Consider the following 17275-nt stretch of genomic DNA (forward strand, 5'->3'; position numbering starts at 1 on the left):
ACGGTCGCCCGGGAGCATGTTGTCGTGGAGCCGCTGGTCACCCAGGTCGTACCGGCTCCTTCGGTCGCCCGGGAGCCTGTCGTCGTGGACCCCCCGGTCGTCCGCGGGCGGGCCGTCGGTGATCCGCCCGCGCCGCCCGTCACCGGTGCCCGGCGGCTGGCCGCCGATCCGGAGGCCGTGGACGCGGTCGGTGAGGCCCTTGCGGCCCTGTACGACGCCGGCGCACCCGCCGCGGTGCCGGTCGTCCTCTCCGCCGGCGACTACTGCGTCCACGCCGCCGGCACCTTCGCCGCCCACTGCGACGACCCCGCCCGCAGGCCGCGCCCCGCCGACTCCGTCGGCCTCGAACCGGCCGGCCTGCTGCGCCGGTTCACCGAACTCACCGGCTGGCGCGGACCCGGCTACGTCATCGCCGAGCCCACCGGCGACGGCACCGCCGCCCTCCGCTTCGCCCGCGCCCTGGCCGCCACGGGCCGCGCCCCCGTCGTCTACCTCTGCGAGGTCCTGCGGCGCCCCGACACGGGCGCCTTCTGGGCCGTGGCCACCCGCGTCCGCCGCGCCACCGCGCAACCCCCGCGGTCCGACGCCGTACCGGCGTTGCCCGCAGGCACCCCCGCACCCCCGGACGCCGCCGCCGGACTCGATCCCGAAACCCGCCGCCGCAGCGCCGTCCTGCGCGCCCACCTGCGTCCGCGTCCCCACGACCCCGCCGAGGAGCAGCAGTGAGCGCGCCCCCCGACCACCACCCCTGGCACGTCGTCGCCGGCACCCTCGCGGACGCCGGCTGCGACATCGTCGTCGGGCTGCCCTCCGACGAACCCGGCCTGATGGACGCCGCGCGCACCACACCCGGGCTGCGCGTCCTGGGCGTGCGCGACCAGCGGGCCGGCGCCTGCGCCGCCATCGGCCACGCGGCCGTCTCCGGCCGGCCCGCCGTCCTCGCCGTCAACTCCGGACCGAGCTTCGCCAACGCCCTCACCGGCCTGCTGGAGGCCTCCTCGCTGGGCGCCCCCGTCGTCGTCGTGACCACCCGCGTACCCGCCCTCGGCATCGGCCGCGGCGGCTTCCAGCACACCGACCAGGCGGCCATGGCCTGGCCGCTGACGAAATGGGACTTCCTCGTCGAGGACCCGCGACAGCTGACCTGGGCGCTGCGCCGCGCCGTCCACCTCGCCGTCAACGGCGGCCCCGGCGTGGTCCTGGTGGAGATCGCCGACGAGGTGCTGCGCGCTCCCGCCCCCGAACGGCGGCCCGCCCAGCCCGTGCGCCGACTGCGCTTCGCCGCCGACGCCGAGGAGGTACGCCGCGCCGCCCGGCTGCTCACCGAGGCCCGCCTGCCCGTCGTCGTCGCGGGCGGCGGCTGCAAACCCGCCGGCGCGGGCCCCGCCGTACGCCGGCTGGCGGAGCTGCTGGCCGCGCCGCTGTTCACCACCGCCGCCGGACGCGGCCTCGTCGACGAGGAACACCCGCTGGCCTGCGGCCTGGTGGGCCTGTACACCACACCCCCCGCCGACCGGCTGCTCGCCGAGGCCGACGTCGTCCTCGCGATCGGCTCCCGCCTGGAGGAGACCGCCCGTATGGGCTGGGACGGCCTCAAGGACAAGACGCTGGTGCACGTCGACGTCGACCCGGCCGTCTTCCACACCGCGTCGGAACCCGAGGTGGCCCTGCTCGGCGACGCCGCCCTGGTGGCCGGCCAGCTCGCCGACGCCGTCGTGGCCCAGGCGCCCGCGGTGAGTGCCGCCGGCGCCGCCCGCGGGGCCGAGGTCGCCGCGGTACGCGCCCAGATGCGCGCCCGCCACCGGCGCACCGCCGCGGACGGCCCCGAGCTGACCGTCGCCACGGCGCTGCGGCTGCTCCAGGAGTCGGTGACCCGCGCGGCGACCCTCGTGCAGGAGAACGGCCTGCACGACATGTGGGGCTACCACCACCCCGTGGTGTCCGTCGGCGACGGCGCCCGGGTCGTCACCCCCGGCGAGCAGACGATGGTCGGCTTCGGCCTGCCGGCGGCCGTCGGCGCCGCCCTCGCCGACCGCTCCCGGCGCACGGTCCTCGTCTGCGGCGACGGCGCCTTCGAGATGGGGCTGGCCGCCCTGCCGACGGCCGCCGAACTGAACCTGGGCCTGACCGTCCTGGTGCTCGACAACCGCGGCTACGGCTGGCCCCGCTTCGTACGCGCCGAGGAAGGGGCACCCGACACCCTCACCCGCTTCACCGCGCCCGCGCACACCGACGCCGCCGTCCGCGCCCTCGGCGGTCTCACCGCGCGCTGCACCACCGCGGGTGAACTCACCGCCGCCCTCGACGACGCGGCCAAGGCCCACGCCGAGGGCCGGACGACCGTCATCACCGTCCCGGTCCGCGACGACGACGTCCCCGTGGGCGTCCGCCGGGTGTTTGACGCCGGCCCGCCCACGGGAGCCGCCGCGTGACCGCGCGCCCCGGCGCGGCCGGAGCGCCGCGCCTGACCGTCGACGGGCGGCACGTCCCGCCCGGACACCTGGCCCGGCTCGTCGCCCGCACCGCGCGCAGCCTCACCGCGGCGGGAGCCGGACCCGGCCGGGCCGCCGCACTCGCCTCGGACCACCCGCTCACCGCCGTCGTCACCGCGCTCGCCGCCGAGGCCGCCGGCGCGCCCCTGCTGCTCGACGGGGCGGCCCCCGCCCGCCGGATCGCCGCGGCCGCCTCCGTGTACGCCACCGCCTCGGGCGAACCCGTCGTCGAAGCGCGCACCCGCCCGCTGACCCTGCCCGAGGAGACCGCCGCCGTCTTCTGGACCTCCGGCAGCTCCGGCGACCCCAAGGCGGTCGCCGTCCCGGCCGGCGCCCTCGCCCACCAGGGCCGCGCCGCCGCCGACCGGATGGGGATCACGGCACAGGACCGGCTGCTGCTCCCGCTGCCGCTGCGGCACGCCTACGGGCACAGCGTGCTGCGGGTGTGGCGCACCACCGGCGCCCATCTGTACGCCGAGTCGGGATTCCATCTGCGCGGCACACTGACCCGGCTCGCCACCGAGGGCATCACCTCCCTGGACGGCGTCCCCACCATGTACCGGATGCTCGCCAACGAGGCCGCCCGCGACGGCGAGTCCGCCCGGCTGCTCGCCGCGCTGCGGATCCGCGGCTGCGGGGGCGACGTCATGACCCCCGCGCTGTACGACGACTTCCTGGCGGTCACAGGGGCGCCGCTGCACGACGGCTACGGACTCAGCGAGGCCGGGCCCAACGTCGCCCTCAACGCCCCGGGCGACGTGCGGCCCGGCACCGTGGGGCGCCTCCTCGACGGAGTCCGGGCCAGGATCGCGGGACCCCGGCGCGAGATCGAGATCGCGAGCCCCGGCCTGATGCTGGGCTACCTCGACCCCGTCACCGGCGGCCTCGACCGCGGCGCGTTCACCGCCGACGGCTGGCTGCGCACCGGAGACACCGGCACGGTCACGGCCGACGGCCGGCTCACGGTCGGCGGACGGATCAAGGAGATCCTCGTGGTGCACGGCGAGACCGTGGCCCCCACCGTCGTCGAGGACGCGGTGCGCGCCGCGGCCGGCGTCGTGGACGCCGCCGTCGTCGGAGTACGGCGCGGCGACCGCGGCGACGCCGTATGGGCTTTCGTGGAGAGCCCCGACACCGACCACGCGGCCGTGGCCGGCCGGGTCGCCGAGGCATGCCGGCGCCGCCTGCCCCCGTACGCCCGCCCCCGCACCGTCCGCGTGCTGACCGCACTGCCCCGCACCGGCAGCGGCAAGCACGACCGGACGCGCCTGCGCGCCTGGGCCTCGGAGCCGACGGCGGCGGCCGCATGACCACGCCACCACCCCGGAACCGTACCGACGACACGGACGACACGAAGGGTGCCGCATGACCGCCGTGGCCCTGGCCGGCCTCGGCCTGATCAGCCCGCTCGGCCCCACCCCCGGCGTGTTCTGGCGCGGGCTGCTGCGCGGGCAGCGGGCCTTCGGCGAACTCGGCTGCCCGCAGGGCGACTTCCGCAGCCGAGTGGTGGCCGCCGTATCTCCGGGCGACTGCCCCGCCCCGGCCGGGCGGCGCAAGGAGGCCCTCGCCACGACCGCCGCCCGCCAGGCCCTCGCCGCGGCCGGGCTCACCGGCCTGCCGGACGGCTCGCTGCTCGTCGTCGTCTCCCAGGCGCCCGCGCTCGGTGCCGCCCCTGCCGAGCGGGACGGCGACTTCGCGGGCCCGCGCCCCGAGGCCCTGCTCGCCGCCTGCCGCGCCGACGCCCGCCGCACGCACGTCGTCCACCTCTCGCACGCGTGCGCCTCCGCCGCGTACGCCGCCGCCTTCGCCCGCGACTGGCTGCTGTCCGGTCTCGGCAGCACCGCCCTGGTCGCCGGGGCCAGCGCGCTCAACCGGTACGAGTACGCCAGCATGGACGTCGTCAGGACGCTCAGCCCGCACGGCGCCCGGCCCTTCGACACCGACCGTGACGGCATCACCGTCGGCGAGGGCGGCGGCGCGTTCGTCCTGGAGACGGCCGCGTCCGCCCGTGCCCGCGGGCACCGGCCGGAGGCCTGGCTCACCGGTGCCGCCTGCATGGTCGACACCTCCGAGCCCGTCGCCTCCGCACCCGCCGCGGTCCTCGACTGCATGCGGGCCGCACTCGACGACGCCGGCACCCGCCGCGTCGACTACATCCACGCGCACGCCACCGGCACCGTGCAGGGAGACGCCGCCGAGGCCGAGGCCGTCGCCGGACTCGCCCGCGCCCTCGACCACGGCCCGCTGCCGATGAGTTCGCACAAGGGCGCGGTCGGCCACCTGCTGCACGCCTCCGCCTTCCCCGGCCTCGTGGCCGCGGCCGGCTTCCTGCGCGAGGCGCACATTCCCGGCACCCCGGGGCTGCGCCGTCCGGCACCCCTGCCCGACGGCGTGCTCGCCCCGAACCGCCCGCGCCGCGCCGCCACGGCCGAGCACGCCCTGGTCAACAGCTTCGGCTTCGGCGGCAACAACGCGTCCCTGGTGCTGTCCACCACCGGCGGCTGACCCACGAACCCGTACGAGGAGACCGCATGACCGTCACCGTCGTCACCCCGACCAAGGGGCGGCCCCGTTCACTGAGGCGGGCGCTGGCCTCGGTCGCCGCGCAGGAAGGGCTGAGGGCCGCCCAGGTGGTCGTCGGCGACGACTGCCCCCATCTCGGTGACGAGGCCAACTGCCTTGCCCTGCAAGAGGAGTTCCCGCACGCCCGGTTCGTCAACGTCGTGCCCGGCGACCACCCGGACATGCCCCGTGACTACCTGCCGGCCCGGCTGTCCTACCTGCGCAACCTCGGCGTCGGCCTCGCCCGCACCCCCTACGTCGCCCACCTCGACGACGACAACGCCTACGCCCCCGGCCATCTGCGTTCCCTGGTGGACCTGCTGGAGCGCAACCCGCAGGCCCAGGTCGCCCACAGCTGGCGCCGTCTGCTCACCGAGGACGGCGCCGAGTTCGTGCCGGACGGCGAGGATCCCTGGCACCCGATCCCGCGTCAACGGGCCGCCTCCTACCGGTCGCTGGCCCGCCATGGCGTCTTCGTCCCGGGCTCGCCGGTCGTCCGCGACGTGATGCGGATGACGGACGAGGGGATGCTGAACCGGGTCGACACCAACGAGCTGCTGCTGCGCCGCGAGACACACGAACGCATTCCGTTCCCCACCGACTTCACCGTCTGGCAGCGCATCCTCGAAACGACGGAGGACATGGCGCTGTGCGAGCGGCTGCTGCGGGCCGGCGTCGTCGCGGTCTGCAGTGAACAGGACAGCGTCGACTACTACATGGGCGGCTTCTCCAACGCCGCCGCCCTCGGCTGACGCCCCGGCTCACACGAGGACGGCCAGCCGCTCCACGGCCTGCGCGTCGAGGTCGTGGATGCGCGCCACGCGCCGCCGGCACAGTTCGAGCGCCTCGGCCGACCAGGAGCGGCTGAGCAGGAACACCAGCCGGGCCAGGTCGACGAAGGCGGCGGACGAGGCGCGCAGCAGCCTGGCCGCCTCGACCGCCGCCCGGCGGCCGCCACCGGCCTGCTCCGGGACGTCCCGGAGCAGGGCCACGGCGAGCAGTTGGCGGTCTCCGGCGACCTGCCGCTGCAGCGGCCCCGACACGCGCATGCGCAGCACGGAGGAGCGGCCGGGGTGCTCCTCCAGGCCGGCCAGCACGTCCGGCAGCGTGCGCAGCCCGGCGAGCCCCTCGTGCGGCGACTTCGGCTCCGTCAGGTTCCGTACGGAGCGGACCAGCAGGGCGTGGCGTTCCTCCGCCCAGTCCTCGGCGGGGCCACCGGTGTCCCACACCAGCACCGGCCGCCCGGCCAGGCCCCGGCGCAGCTCCTCGGCGGGCACGGTGCCGCGGTTGTCCGCGAAGCCGCTGCCCCGGCGGGTGTTGCGGTCGGCGGCCCAGGCCGTGTCCCCGTCCAGACGGTGCACCAGGAAGGTGTGCGGATAGCCGGAGAACGGCACGCGGTAGAACTCGGAGTGGCGCATGCCCCGCAGGTCCGGGGAGACCGGCACGGCGTGCCCGCGGGCCAGCTCCCGCTCGACGACGTCGAACGCGCGCTCCGCGCTGTCCGGGCTGGTCTCCCAGCGGGCAAGGACGCCGCGCTGGAAGCGGGGCGCGTGGTAGTCGGTGTCCAGGCCGCCGTACAGGGTGAGGAGTTCACCGTCGGCGGTGCGCTCCACGGCGAAGTTGAGCGGCTGGGCCAGCGCCCGGGCGGTGTCCCGGAACCCGGCGGCGTACAGGCTGTCGCGCAGGCAGTGCACCCAGCAGGAGATCCGGGAGTGCGCGAGGCCCTCGACGGAGTCCAGCGAGGCACTCAGATAGGGGAAGGAGCCCGTGGCGTCCTCGGTCATGCCGCCGCGCTCTCGGCCACCGGCGCGGACCGCTCCGTATCCGCGGCCGCCTCCTCCACTGCCGGCGCCGGCCGTTCCGGCACCAGCCGGGTCACCAGCACCACGACCGGCAGGGCCATCGCGAGGCACACCAGGACCGCGCCGGTGGAGATGCCCGCCCGGTCGACGAGGACGCCGCCCGCGACGGTGCCCGCGACGAGGAACACGTCGGAGAGCGGCACCAAAGTGGCGTAGTAGCGGCCCTGCAGACCGGCCGGCAGGCGCTTTTGCACCTCGGCGAAGTAGACGACGGAGGCGATGGACTCGAAGACACCCGCGAGGAACAGCAGGCCGAGCGCCACGTACCAGTCACCGGTCGCGATCAGCGCCACCCAGCACGCGCCTTCCAGCACGTTGCCGAGGATGTAGACCCAGCCCTGGTTCCAGGAGCGGAAGGCTGCCGCCGCCATCCCGCCGAGCGCGCCGCCCAGCCCCATGGCCGCCAGCAGATAGCCGAGCATCCCGGGTACGTGCCCGAAGCCGTGCAGCGAGTACGCGGCGAGGAAGGTACGGCCCAGGCCCAGAGCCACCATGTACGTGAACGCCGTGATCGTCAGCGAGGACAGCCGCCCGTCACCGCGCACCATGCGCACCAGGTCGCGCGCGCCGCCCGCCACCGCCCGGGCCCAGCCGGCGAGCCGGCCGCCGACGGAGGAGGGAGCCTTCCGCGCGCCGGCCGCATCCTGTGCGGTCCCGGCCGCGCCCGGCGATCCGCCGGCGCCTGCCGTCCGCGGCAGGCGAGTCAGCAGCGCGGCCGCCACCAGCGCGGTCACGGCCTCCGCGGTGAACAGCCAGTTGATGCCCGCGACGGCCGCGATCGGTCCGGCGACGGCCGGCCCGAGCAGCTTGGGCACCCGCTCCGCCGTCACGATCAGCCCGTTGCCCTCCAGTTCGCTGCCCTCGGGGATCACCTGCGGGCGCAGCGCCATGGTCGCGGGGAAGCCGAACATGTAGCCGATGCCGATGGCCAGGGCCAGCAGCTGGATCTGCCACATCGCCGTGGTGAGCGGGAACAGGACGGCGGCCAGGCCGCTGCCGAGCGCGGCGAGCGTCGCCACCCGGCGCGGATCGTGCCGGTCGACGACCTGGCCGGCGAGCGCCCCGAGCAGGATGTTGGGCAGGAACCGGGCGGCGAGGGTGAAGCCGACCTCCAGGCCCAGGCCGTAGCGCTGCATGACCAGCAACGGCAGGCCCACCGTCGTCATGGCGGACCCGGTCTGCAGCACGAACAGCGAGCCGACCAGGCGCAGCGCGCCGGGGCTGCGCAGCACCCGGGCGAAGCCGCCCTTCGGGGTGGACGTCTTCGTGTCGTCGGTCATGTCCCTCACCCGTTCGCGGCGGCGGTCACCGGAGCGCGCAGGGCGGCGTCCTGGGCCGCCCCGCACCTGCCGAGCACATGCTCGGTGAAGTCCTGGGGAAGATCCAACTGGCGCAGCCGCACCGCGATCGTCGCGAGCAGGTCACGCGCCGAGGCGGCGGCCGCCGCCGCGTGCCCGGCAGTGCCGCCGGGGGAGATGCCGACGACGGCGGCCAGCGGCATCCCCGTCTCGATCATCTCGTGGATCGCCGGGGCATGACCCTCCAGCGCCCCGCGGCGCAGCGCGTGCAGCCCGAAGCTGACGTGCCGGGACTCGTCCCGGGTCATCGCCGTGAACCCGGCCTTCATCCCGGGCAGCAGCGGGATGCGCTGCAGGCCGCGCACCAGGCCGCGCTGGCCGTGCAGGGCGAGGACGCCCTCGGTGACGAGATGGAAGAAGGCGACGGCCCGCAGCCACCGTTCGTAGTCGCGCGGCGCGTCGTACAGCTCGCGCAGGACCGTGTTCTCCAGGGTGTGCACGGCGCGGTTCGCGGGGCTGAGCGTCGCCCAGGAGGCGATCAACTGGCCGCGCAGGGAGTCGGTGAGGCCGAGCAGTTCCTCGGCGAGGCGGCTGACGAACACGGTGTGCCGGGCCTCGTCGGCGGCCTGCGTGCCCAGGAACAGCAGATACTCCTCGTCCGGGCAGGCCGCGAGGATCGGGCTCATCAGGTCAAGGCCCGTGTACTCGCCGACCAGGAAGCTGGTGACGAACGAGGACAGGGACTCGCGGGTGCCGGGACCGAGCAGACGGTGCCAGTGACGGCGGTCCCGCTCCAGGTCGATGTCGGACGCGAGCCACTGCTGGCGCTCCCAACGCCGGTAGAGCTCACGGGGGTCGAACCGCCGCTCCAGGGTGTCCCCGGCGCCGCCCAGCAGGGCCTCGGAGTCGAGCCGGGACAGCTCGTCCAGACCGGCCTCGTCGAACAGCAGCGTCGTCCAGCGCACCCGCCGGCGTCCTTCCTCTCGTCCCCGTGATGCCTGTGCGGGGCGTGCCGCCCCGCGCGACCCGCCGGCCGGTGTTCCGCGACGCGACGTCGCGGTACCGGCCGGCAGGATCACTGCGCGCTGAATGGGTCAGGACGGCAGCTTGGTCATCACAGCGGACTCGATCTCGGCCGCGACGCCGGCGTAGAGCTCCTCGTGCGAGTCCTTGATGCCGTCGAGCCACGCCTCGAACGCGGCGGCGTCGTCGGTGCTCGGAGCGGCGCTGCCGGTCTCCTCGACGATGCGCTGCTGGATCTCGGTGCTCAGTGCGGTGGCCATCTGCGCACACCTCTCTGTCGGGCGGGCGGCAGCCCGCGGGAGAAGAAGACGGAGACCGTACGGCCCCGGCTCCCTGGATGCTTTCAGCGCGCCGGACCACGGCGCATCTTCTGAACTGCTATGACAGGCCCGGACGTTGACCGGGACCGACGGTGACGGCGTGCGCCAGCAGCCCGGTCACCGTGACGGGCTCGAAGTTGACGGCACTGGACCAGCCGCCGCCCGCCAGCCGGAACCAGACCGAGCTGGTGATCACACCGTCCGGGTGCTGGTCCTCCACCACCTCGTCGCCCTCGGACCAGCCCTCGCACGCATGGGCGACCGCCGGGTCGGGCAGCACCACCCGGAGCACCGGGCTGTCCAGGGAGGGCCCGGACCGGATGTTGGCGTCACGCCACACGGGCCCGAGCCGGGCCCGAAAGGCGTGGGGGCCGACAGAGGACACGGACATGGATGTCTCCTTCCGCCGCGCGCCCGTCGCACGCGACCATGGGGTTGGCGGGACGGGGTGTGCGGTCAGGCGACGGCGCCGAGCACGGGCGGGTGGGCGTCCTCGGCCCGTAGGCCGCCCAGCCACACCACCTGGGACACCATCTGCGTCAGCCGCTCCACGTCGGGCGCGGGCTCCCCGCCGTCCGCGGCGGGCTGCTCCGGAGCCTGCGACACGGCCACACCCACCGGCGTCGGCCAGCCGCGCAGCGCGTGCCCGATGGTGCGCAGCGTGGTCAGCGTCGAGACCGCGCCCTGGGCGGCGGAGCCCACCGCGACCGTACCGATCGCCCGCCCCTGGAGGTACGGCACCGGCCCGTCGATGTCGTTGACGTAGTCCAGGGCGTTCTTCAGCAGCCCCGACACGGTCGCGTGGTACGTCGGCGACACCAGGATCACGCCGTCGGCGGCGCGCAGTTCCTCCAGAAAACCGGTGACGGCCGCGTGCCGGCCGGCCAACCCCGGCCGGTACGCCGGGAAGTCGATCTCCGTGCCGGTGAAGACGCGGGCGGACGCTCCGTGTTCGGCGCACCGCCGGGCGCACCACTCCGCCACCCGGTCGCAGGTCGAACCCGGGCGCAGCGATCCGCTGATCAGGACGATGTGCGGTGCCCCCATGACGATGGTCCCTTTCCTCGGACGGACGGTGGTCGTCGCGGCCGGTGCGCGGCCCGGTTCCGGACACTGCGGCCGGGGCCGCCAGCCGACGACGTCGGCGAGGTCCGCGTCCTTGCGGCCGGCGGACCTGATGTGCGCGTTGCGCCTCTCCTCACCCGCCCGGTCCGCGCCCTGGTCGAGTGCGCCCTGACGGCGGGAGGCGAGGACGACGGCCGCGGCCCGCTCCATGCGCTCACGGGCGTAGCCGGCCAGGGCGTCGGCCACCGGCGCGGGCGAGGCGAGCGCGTCGGCGAGCACGGCGGCGTCCTCCAGCGCCAGGTTGGCGCCCTGACCGAGGGCCGGGACCATCGGATGCGCGGCATCGCCCAGCAGCGCCACCCGCTCGTCCACCCAGCGCGGGGCGGGGTCGCGGTCGTGGATGTCGGTGACGACGACGTCCTCGGGGTCGGCGGTGCGCACCAGGTCGACGACGGGGGCGTACCAGCCTTCGAGGGCGTCCAGCAGGGCCAGCCGGGCCCCGGCCGGTCCCAGGGCGGGCCACACCCCGGCCGGTGCGGTGATCTTGGCGGTCCAGTACAGGGTGTCGTCGCCCACCGGGGCGATGAACAACTGGATGCCGCGTCCGTTGACGACGTGGCCGCGCTGCCCCAGCGCCGAGCCGGTGGTCCTGCCGCGCACCGAGGTGTAACCCCGGTACTGCGGCGGGCCGTCGGCGAGCATCCGGGCCCGCACCGCCGAGTGGATGCCGTCCGCGCCGACGAGCGCGTCGCAGGCGGTGACGGAGCCGTCCGACAGCTGCACGGCGACCTGGCCGGTGCGCACGGTGTAGTCGGTGACGGCGGTCGCCAGGACGACCGCCGCCCCCGCGGTGAGCGCCTCGTCGAGCAGGGCCCGGTGCAGCGCGGAGCGCAGCACCGGAATCTGCGCGGTGCCGCCGGAACCGGCGTCACCGACGGGCTCTTCGGCGAGCACCGTGCCCCGCGCGTCCATCAGGACCCGCACCTCACCGGGCCGGCCGGCCCGCCCAGCGGCCCGGATCCGGGCGCCGATGCGCGCGCCCAGGGCGTCGGCGGCCCGCAACCCGTTGGGGTGGAGCACGAGTCCCGAGCCGCCGGTGCCGATCCGCTCGGCCCGTTCCAGGACGGTCACGTCCAGGCCCCGCGCGGCCATGCTGGCGGCCGCCGCGAGCCCTCCGATGCCGCCGCCCGCCACCACCACCGACCGTTGTCTGGTCATGTCATTCCCCTCCTGGCGGCGATCGCCGCCGGCTGCGGTCCGTCCCCGGCCGCCGTCAGCAGACGACCGTCGTACCCGCCGAAGGTGCCCGAGGAGGCGTCCCAGACGGTGCGGCCCGCCCGCAGGGTGCGTTCGACGCGCCCGGTGAACGTCCAGCCCTCGTACGCCGACCAGCCGCACTTGCTCTCCACGTCGTGCGCCGAGAACATCCAGGGTGTGTCGGGCGCGAAGAAGACCAGGTCGGCGTCGGCGCCCGGGGCGATCCGCCCCTTGCCGGGCAGCCGGAACAACTCGGCGGGCTTCTGCGACAGATGCCGTACCAGGCGCGTCACGGCGACGTCCGGGTCCTCCTCGGGCCATCTGCGGCGCATCCCCGTCCACACGGCGACGGCCAGTTCCTGCACACCGGGCAGCCCCGGCGGCGAGGCGGCGGGCGAGCGGGTCTTCTCCCGGGCGGTGTGCGGGGCGTGGTCGCTGCCCAGGGTGGCGAGCTGACCCTGTGCCAGGGCCCGCCACAGCCGGTCCTGGTCCGCCCGGGAGCGGATGGACGGCGACAGTCGCGTCCGCGCGCCCAGGCGCCGGGTGTCCTCGTCGGTGAACGACAGGTGGTGGCCGGTGACCTCGAAGGTGACCGGATGCCCGGCGGCCTGCGCCGCGCACACCAGGTCGGCCTCCTCGGCGCTCGACAGGTGCAGTATGTGCGCCCGGGTGCCGTGCCGCCGCACCAGTTCGACGACCTTGGCGACGGCGACGATGCTGCCGCTGCGCGGCCTGCGCCGCTCGTAGTCGAGGTAGCCGGACGGTTCCCCCCACCAGGCGTCGAGCAGCGCGAACAGCCCGTCGTCCTCGGCGTGCAGGACCAGTTGCAGACCCGCCTCGGCCGCCGCGGCGAACGTCTGCTCCAGTACCGCCGGATCGCGGACCACCGTCGGGGCCGTGTGGTGGCCCGCCATGAACACCTTCGCGCTGGTCGCCACCGACGGGTCGAGGTCCGCCAGCAGCCGCGGGCGCGCCGGGTCGACCCCGATGTGGAAGCGGAAGTCCACCAGCGAACGGCCCCGCACCAGCCGGGCCTTGTCGGACAGCGACTGCGGGTCCAGCGTGGGCGGCACCGTGTTCGGCATGTCCAGCACCGTGGTCACACCGCCGCGTACCGCCGCCCGGCTGCCGTGTTCCCAGTCCTCCTTGTGCGTCAGACCGGGCGTGCGGAAGTGCACATGGGAGTCGATGAGTCCGGGCAGCACGTAGTGCTGACCGGCGTCGAGGTGTCCGGCCGCGGCGGGTGCCGCGCCGGGGCCGGTGACGGCGGTGATCCGGCCGCCGCTGATCAGTACGTGCCCGGGCCGCACGCCGTACGGCGTCACCAGCCGGCGGCCGCTGACGACGAGTTCGGGCACGGGGGTCAGCCGGTCCATGCCGCCGCCACCAGATCACGGCACAGGTCGTTCGTCGGGCCCATGAAGGCGATGCCGCGCGCGTCGGCGAGCAGCCTGCCGATCGGTGCGCCCTCGCGGTATCCGGCCGAGCCCAGCATCCGGGCGACGTCGAGACAGATCTCCTCGGCGGCCACGGACGCGTGCAGCTTGCTGTGCAGCGTGGTCAGTCCCGGCTGCGCCGAGCTGCGGGCACCGGCCCTGGCCACGACGGCCCGCGCCGCCTCCAGACGGGTCGCCAGATCCACCAGCCGGTGCCGCACCGTGGGCAGTTCCAGCAGCCCCTGCTGCCGCGCGTGACGCACGGCCAGGTCGAACGCGGCCCGTGCGATGCCCACGGACACCGCGCCCAGGCTGGCGCCCGACTCGCGCACACCCGCGATGACCGACGCGGCCCCGTCGGCCGGCCCCAGCCGGTCGGCGTCCGCCACTTCGCAGCCGTCGAGGGCGAGGAGCCCGGTCGCCGAGCCGCGCATCCCGGCCAGGTCCAGGCCGAGGTCCGCGACCAGCCCCGGGGCGTCGGCCCCGACCAGGAAGAAGGTCTGCCCGTCCGACCCGTACCCCTGCGCGGTACCGCCCGGCCGGCCGGTCTGCACCAGGACCAGGTACACATCGGCGACCCCGGCGCCGGTCGTGAACGTCTTCGCGCCGTCCAGACGCCACCGGCCGTCCGCCAGACGCTCGCCGCGGCTGGCCAGGTTCCGCTTGGCCGCCCCGGCACCCGGCTCGCTCCACGCCGACGCGGCCAGCCAGGTGCCGTCGGCCAGCAGCGGCAGAATCCGCCGCTGCTGCTCCTCGGTGCCCCACTCGGCGATCCGGGCCGACACGGCGAAGTGCTGGAACGCGATGATGGCCACCGAAGGGTCGACGGCGGCGAGCTCCTCCACGACGTGGTTGACCGCGGCGGCGTCCCCGCCCGCGCCGCCGTGCCGGGCCGCGACGGCCGTGCCGAGCAGCCCGTCGGCGCGCAGCGCCGCCAGCGTCTCGCCGTCGGGCACACCGGCCGGCCCGCTGTGTGCGGCGGACTCCGACAGCCGGGCGCGCAGCTCGGCCGTCAGCAGCGGTCTCACACCGCTCCGGACAGCGCCAGACATTGGGCGACCTCCTCGAACTGCAGGTGAGTCAGGGGTGTCAGGGCGAACGAGCCCTGGAAGGTGACGTGCTTGTGCGCGACGGTCGCCCACAGCAGGGCGCCCTCGTCGCGGGCCGTCCCGGCGGCCGAGGTGACCGCCGTGACCGCCGTCCGTCCGCCCGGCGTGGTGATGCCCACCAGGCCGTCGTCCGTGCCGTGTTCGCGGGCGATCCGCCAGGGCAGCGTGCCTGGGATCCGCATCGCCGATCCCAGGCAGACGGCACCGGTCAGGGCGATCGACGGGTGCCAGCCGGGCACCGTCACGGCGCGGGCCGCGATGCCGCCGTCCGCGCCGGGCAGCACCGCCGCGATCTTGGGGAAGGCCCCGCCGCGCGGCCAGCCGAGCAGGTCGGCCGCCGCGGCCCGGATCGACTCCAGCCGCTCCAGCAGCTCCCCGCCGGCGAGGAAGAGCGCCGCCTGGTCGGGTATGCCGAGCGTGCGGGCGTCGACGAACGCATAGGTGTTGGAGCTGGCGACGAGGGAGACCTCGACGTGTTCCCCGTCGTCCGCCAGCACGGTGCGCGGCCGCCCGGCCGGCAGCAGATCCGCGAAGGGCACCGGGGTGGGCTGGACGAAGGTGACCGTGAATCCCGCCCCGTCCCGTTCGACCCGCTCGGCCTCGCACACCACGCTGTCGCCGTTGTTGTGCACCCGCACCCGGATCCGGGCGCCCGGCACCAGCCGCGGCAGCATTCCCGAGCGGGAGGCCGCCAGCACCGACGCCAGCACCGAGTGACCGCACGAACCGCGTACGTCGAACCGGTCCGGGGCGCCGGGCAGCGCCTGCACGAACCGGTAGTCCAGGTCGAACATCGGATGCGCGGACGGCTCGATGAGAGCGATCTTCAGTACGTGCGCGCCCCCCGCCGACGCCAGATAGCGGCGCGCCTGCGCGAGATGGGCCAGCAACGTCTCGTCCTCGCGCGGCAACCGGCCGGCGTCCAGCACGAAGGTGGGGCAGGGGCTGCCCGCCGCGTACGCGAGGTGCCCGATCATGCCGCCACCGCCAGCGGTCTCGTGCCCCCGGGTGCCGCCGCGGCCGTACCCGAGCCGTCGAGCGAACGCCGGAACTGCCCGTCCCACACCTCGTGCACCAGCAGCGCCCACAGCGCCAGCGCCGTGGTGTCGTCGGGACGTTCGCCCTGCGCGGTGAACAGGGCGTCGACCGCCCGGCCGTCCAGCCGTCCCGACGCGGCGGTCCGGTCCGGCGCCAGCAGGTCCCGCGCGTACTCCCACAGCGTGGTGCCCGGCCGCAGCATCGCCGTCACCGGCAGGGTGAACGGCTGCTTGGGCCGGGACAGCACCCGCTCGGGCAGCAGCCCGGCCGCCGCCGCGTACAGGGTGCGCTTGACCTGGCTGCCCTGGACACGCCGGTGGTCGGGCAGCGGCCGGCCCAGGGAGAGGACCGACCGCTGGCAGAACGGCAGCCGTGCCTCCACCGCGGAGGCCATGCTGAGGTGGTCGACCCGGCGCAGATGATAGGCGGGCAGCCGCTGCTCCAGCTCGAACCGGGTGATGCGGTCCAAGGCGGTGCCGGGGCCGTGCAGCAGGTCCTCCCGGGCTGCCCCGGGCAGCGCCGGGTCGGCGGCGACATGGGCCCGGTAGGCGTCGGTGTACAGGCGGTCGCGCAGCGCGGCCGGTACGGCGGACAGCGCGTCCAGGTAGCCGGGCGCCCAGTCGGCGCCCGCCGCCGCGCGCTCGGCCGCCAGCCGCATCCGCTCGTACCCGCCGAACACCTCGTCCGCGCCGTCACCGGTGAGCGCCACCGTGAAGCCGGCCTCCCGGATCGCCCGGAACAGCGCGTACGTGCTCAGCGCGATCGGATCGGCGTTGGGCTGGCCCAGGTGCCAGACGGTCTCCTCCAGCAGTTCGGGGAAGGAGGCCGGGTCGATCTCCACCTCGTGGTGGACCGCATGGGCCCGGTCGGCCACCTCACGCGCGAAGTGCCGCTCGTCGAACGGCCAGGTGCCCCGGTAGGCGATGGTGAAGGTGTGCTGTGGCCCGTACTCGGCCGCGAGCGCCGTCACCAGGGAGGAGTCCAGGCCGCCGGAGGTGACCACGGCGACCGGCACGTCCGCCGCGAGCAGCCGGCCCACCTCGTGGCGCAGGGTGCGCCGCACCTGCCGTGCCGCGGTGAACCCGTCACCGGCCGGCCCCTCGGCGCCGTTCGCCGTGTGCGCGGCGCGCCGCCGTACCCGCGGCAGGCCGCCCAGCTCGCACACCCAGGTCGTGCCGGGCTCCAGCACCTCCACGTCCTCGTACATCGTCCGCGTGCCGAACGGCGTACGGGTCGTCAGAAGGGCGTCCAGCGCCGACTCGCGCACCCGCCCGCCGATGCCGCCGAACCCGAGCAGCGCGGGCAGCTCCGAGGAGAAGTACAGGGACCGGTCCGCCGGGTTCCACCGGTGGTACAGGGGCTTCATCCCGATGTGGTCGGTGGCGAGCAGCAGCCGCGGCACCGCGCCCCGCGTGTCCAGCAACGCCAGCGCGTACATTCCGTCGAGGTGCTCGGTGAACTCCTCGCCGTACTCCAGGTACAGCGCGGGCAGCACCGATCCGTCACAGCGGTCGGGGACCACATGGCCGAGCGCCTCCAGGCGGCGGCGCAGCTCCTCGTGGTTGTAGATCTCCCCGTTGAAGACCACCTGCACCGGTCCGCCCCGCCCGTACGGCTGCTGTCCGCCGTCCAGGCCGACGACGGCGAGCCGGTTGTTGCCCAGGCCCCAGCCGGCCCCCTGCGCGACGCCCGTCGCGTCCGGGCCGCCGTGCCGTTGCAGGGCGGCGACGGTCCGCATCGCGTGCGGCGTCGCCGCCGCGTTGAAGTAGCCGAAGATCCGGCACATCTCTGCCTGTCTTTCCGTGAGGACGGC

General features: G+C 75.4%; 15 protein-coding genes. 5 read left to right on the top strand and 10 right to left on the bottom strand.

Annotation, left to right across the window (positions count from 1 at the left end; translation table 11 throughout):
• Positions 1-24: 24 nt before the first annotated feature.
• The 5 genes from AB0I54_RS36050 to AB0I54_RS36070 are packed head-to-tail and all read left to right on the top strand — an operon-like array spanning position 25 to position 5806.
• Positions 25-726 (top strand): hypothetical protein, encoded by a 702-nt coding sequence (locus AB0I54_RS36050; RefSeq protein ID WP_363300479.1) that lies wholly within the window; start codon positions 25-27, stop codon positions 724-726.
• On the top strand, positions 723-2432 hold the full coding sequence (locus AB0I54_RS36055) for a thiamine pyrophosphate-binding protein (protein WP_363300480.1): 1710 nt from the start codon (positions 723-725) through the stop codon (positions 2430-2432). The genes AB0I54_RS36050 and AB0I54_RS36055 overlap by 4 nt, the downstream gene beginning before the upstream one ends.
• A complete protein-coding gene (locus tag AB0I54_RS36060; protein WP_363300481.1) occupies positions 2429-3802 on the top strand; it encodes a fatty acid--CoA ligase family protein in 1374 nt (457 codons plus the stop codon). Before AB0I54_RS36055 ends, AB0I54_RS36060 begins: the two co-directional genes overlap by 4 nt.
• 55 nt (positions 3803-3857) lie before the next feature.
• A complete protein-coding gene (locus AB0I54_RS36065) occupies positions 3858-4997 on the top strand; it encodes a beta-ketoacyl synthase N-terminal-like domain-containing protein (protein ID WP_363300482.1) in 1140 nt (379 codons plus the stop codon).
• A gap of 26 nt (positions 4998-5023) precedes the next feature.
• Positions 5024-5806 carry a glycosyltransferase gene (locus tag AB0I54_RS36070; protein WP_363300483.1) on the top strand — a complete coding sequence of 261 codons (783 nt, stop codon included), beginning with the start codon at positions 5024-5026 and terminating at the stop codon, positions 5804-5806.
• 9 nt (positions 5807-5815) lie between these two features.
• On the opposite strand, the gene AB0I54_RS36075 is transcribed toward AB0I54_RS36070, so the two are convergent.
• From AB0I54_RS36075 to asnB, 10 genes are all read right to left on the bottom strand, one after another.
• Entirely contained in the window at positions 5816-6838 is a 1023-nt protein-coding gene (locus AB0I54_RS36075) for a hypothetical protein (RefSeq protein ID WP_363300484.1), read from the bottom strand.
• Entirely contained in the window at positions 6835-8196 is a 1362-nt protein-coding gene (locus AB0I54_RS36080; protein WP_363300485.1) for an MFS transporter, read from the bottom strand. Before AB0I54_RS36080 ends, AB0I54_RS36075 begins: the two co-directional genes overlap by 4 nt.
• Before the next feature lie 5 nt (positions 8197-8201).
• Positions 8202-9179 (bottom strand): ribonucleotide-diphosphate reductase subunit beta, encoded by a 978-nt coding sequence (locus AB0I54_RS36085; RefSeq protein WP_363300486.1) that lies wholly within the window; start codon positions 9177-9179, stop codon positions 8202-8204.
• 129 nt (positions 9180-9308) lie between these two features.
• Complete coding sequence (locus AB0I54_RS36090) at positions 9309-9497, bottom strand: hypothetical protein (protein ID WP_363300487.1); 189 nt, start codon at positions 9495-9497, stop codon at positions 9309-9311.
• A 118-nt stretch (positions 9498-9615) separates the two neighbouring features.
• Positions 9616-9948: a hypothetical protein gene (locus tag AB0I54_RS36095; RefSeq protein ID WP_363300488.1), complete on the bottom strand. Its 333-nt coding sequence runs from the start codon at positions 9946-9948 to the stop codon at positions 9616-9618.
• Between the two features lie 65 nt (positions 9949-10013).
• On the bottom strand, positions 10014-11840 hold the full coding sequence (locus AB0I54_RS36100; protein WP_363300489.1) for an NAD(P)H-dependent oxidoreductase: 1827 nt from the start codon (positions 11838-11840) through the stop codon (positions 10014-10016).
• Positions 11837-13255 carry a dihydroorotase family protein gene (locus tag AB0I54_RS36105; protein WP_363300490.1) on the bottom strand — a complete coding sequence of 473 codons (1419 nt, stop codon included), beginning with the start codon at positions 13253-13255 and terminating at the stop codon, positions 11837-11839. The genes AB0I54_RS36100 and AB0I54_RS36105 overlap by 4 nt, the downstream gene beginning before the upstream one ends.
• The gene (locus tag AB0I54_RS36110; protein ID WP_363300491.1) at positions 13243-14367 is read right to left on the bottom strand and encodes an acyl-CoA dehydrogenase; all 1125 of its coding nucleotides are present in this window, start codon (positions 14365-14367) and stop codon (positions 13243-13245) included. The genes AB0I54_RS36105 and AB0I54_RS36110 overlap by 13 nt, the downstream gene beginning before the upstream one ends.
• Positions 14340-15401 carry a PrpF domain-containing protein gene (locus AB0I54_RS36115; RefSeq protein WP_363300492.1) on the bottom strand — a complete coding sequence of 354 codons (1062 nt, stop codon included), beginning with the start codon at positions 15399-15401 and terminating at the stop codon, positions 14340-14342. The genes AB0I54_RS36110 and AB0I54_RS36115 overlap by 28 nt, the downstream gene beginning before the upstream one ends.
• Positions 15398-17248: an asparagine synthase (glutamine-hydrolyzing) gene (gene asnB, locus AB0I54_RS36120; RefSeq protein ID WP_363300493.1), complete on the bottom strand. Its 1851-nt coding sequence runs from the start codon at positions 17246-17248 to the stop codon at positions 15398-15400. Before asnB ends, AB0I54_RS36115 begins: the two co-directional genes overlap by 4 nt.
• Positions 17249-17275: the final 27 nt, after the last annotated feature.

It is taken from the genome of Streptomyces sp. NPDC050625, assembly GCF_040654755.1.
GTDB lineage: Bacteria > Actinomycetota > Actinomycetes > Streptomycetales > Streptomycetaceae > Streptomyces.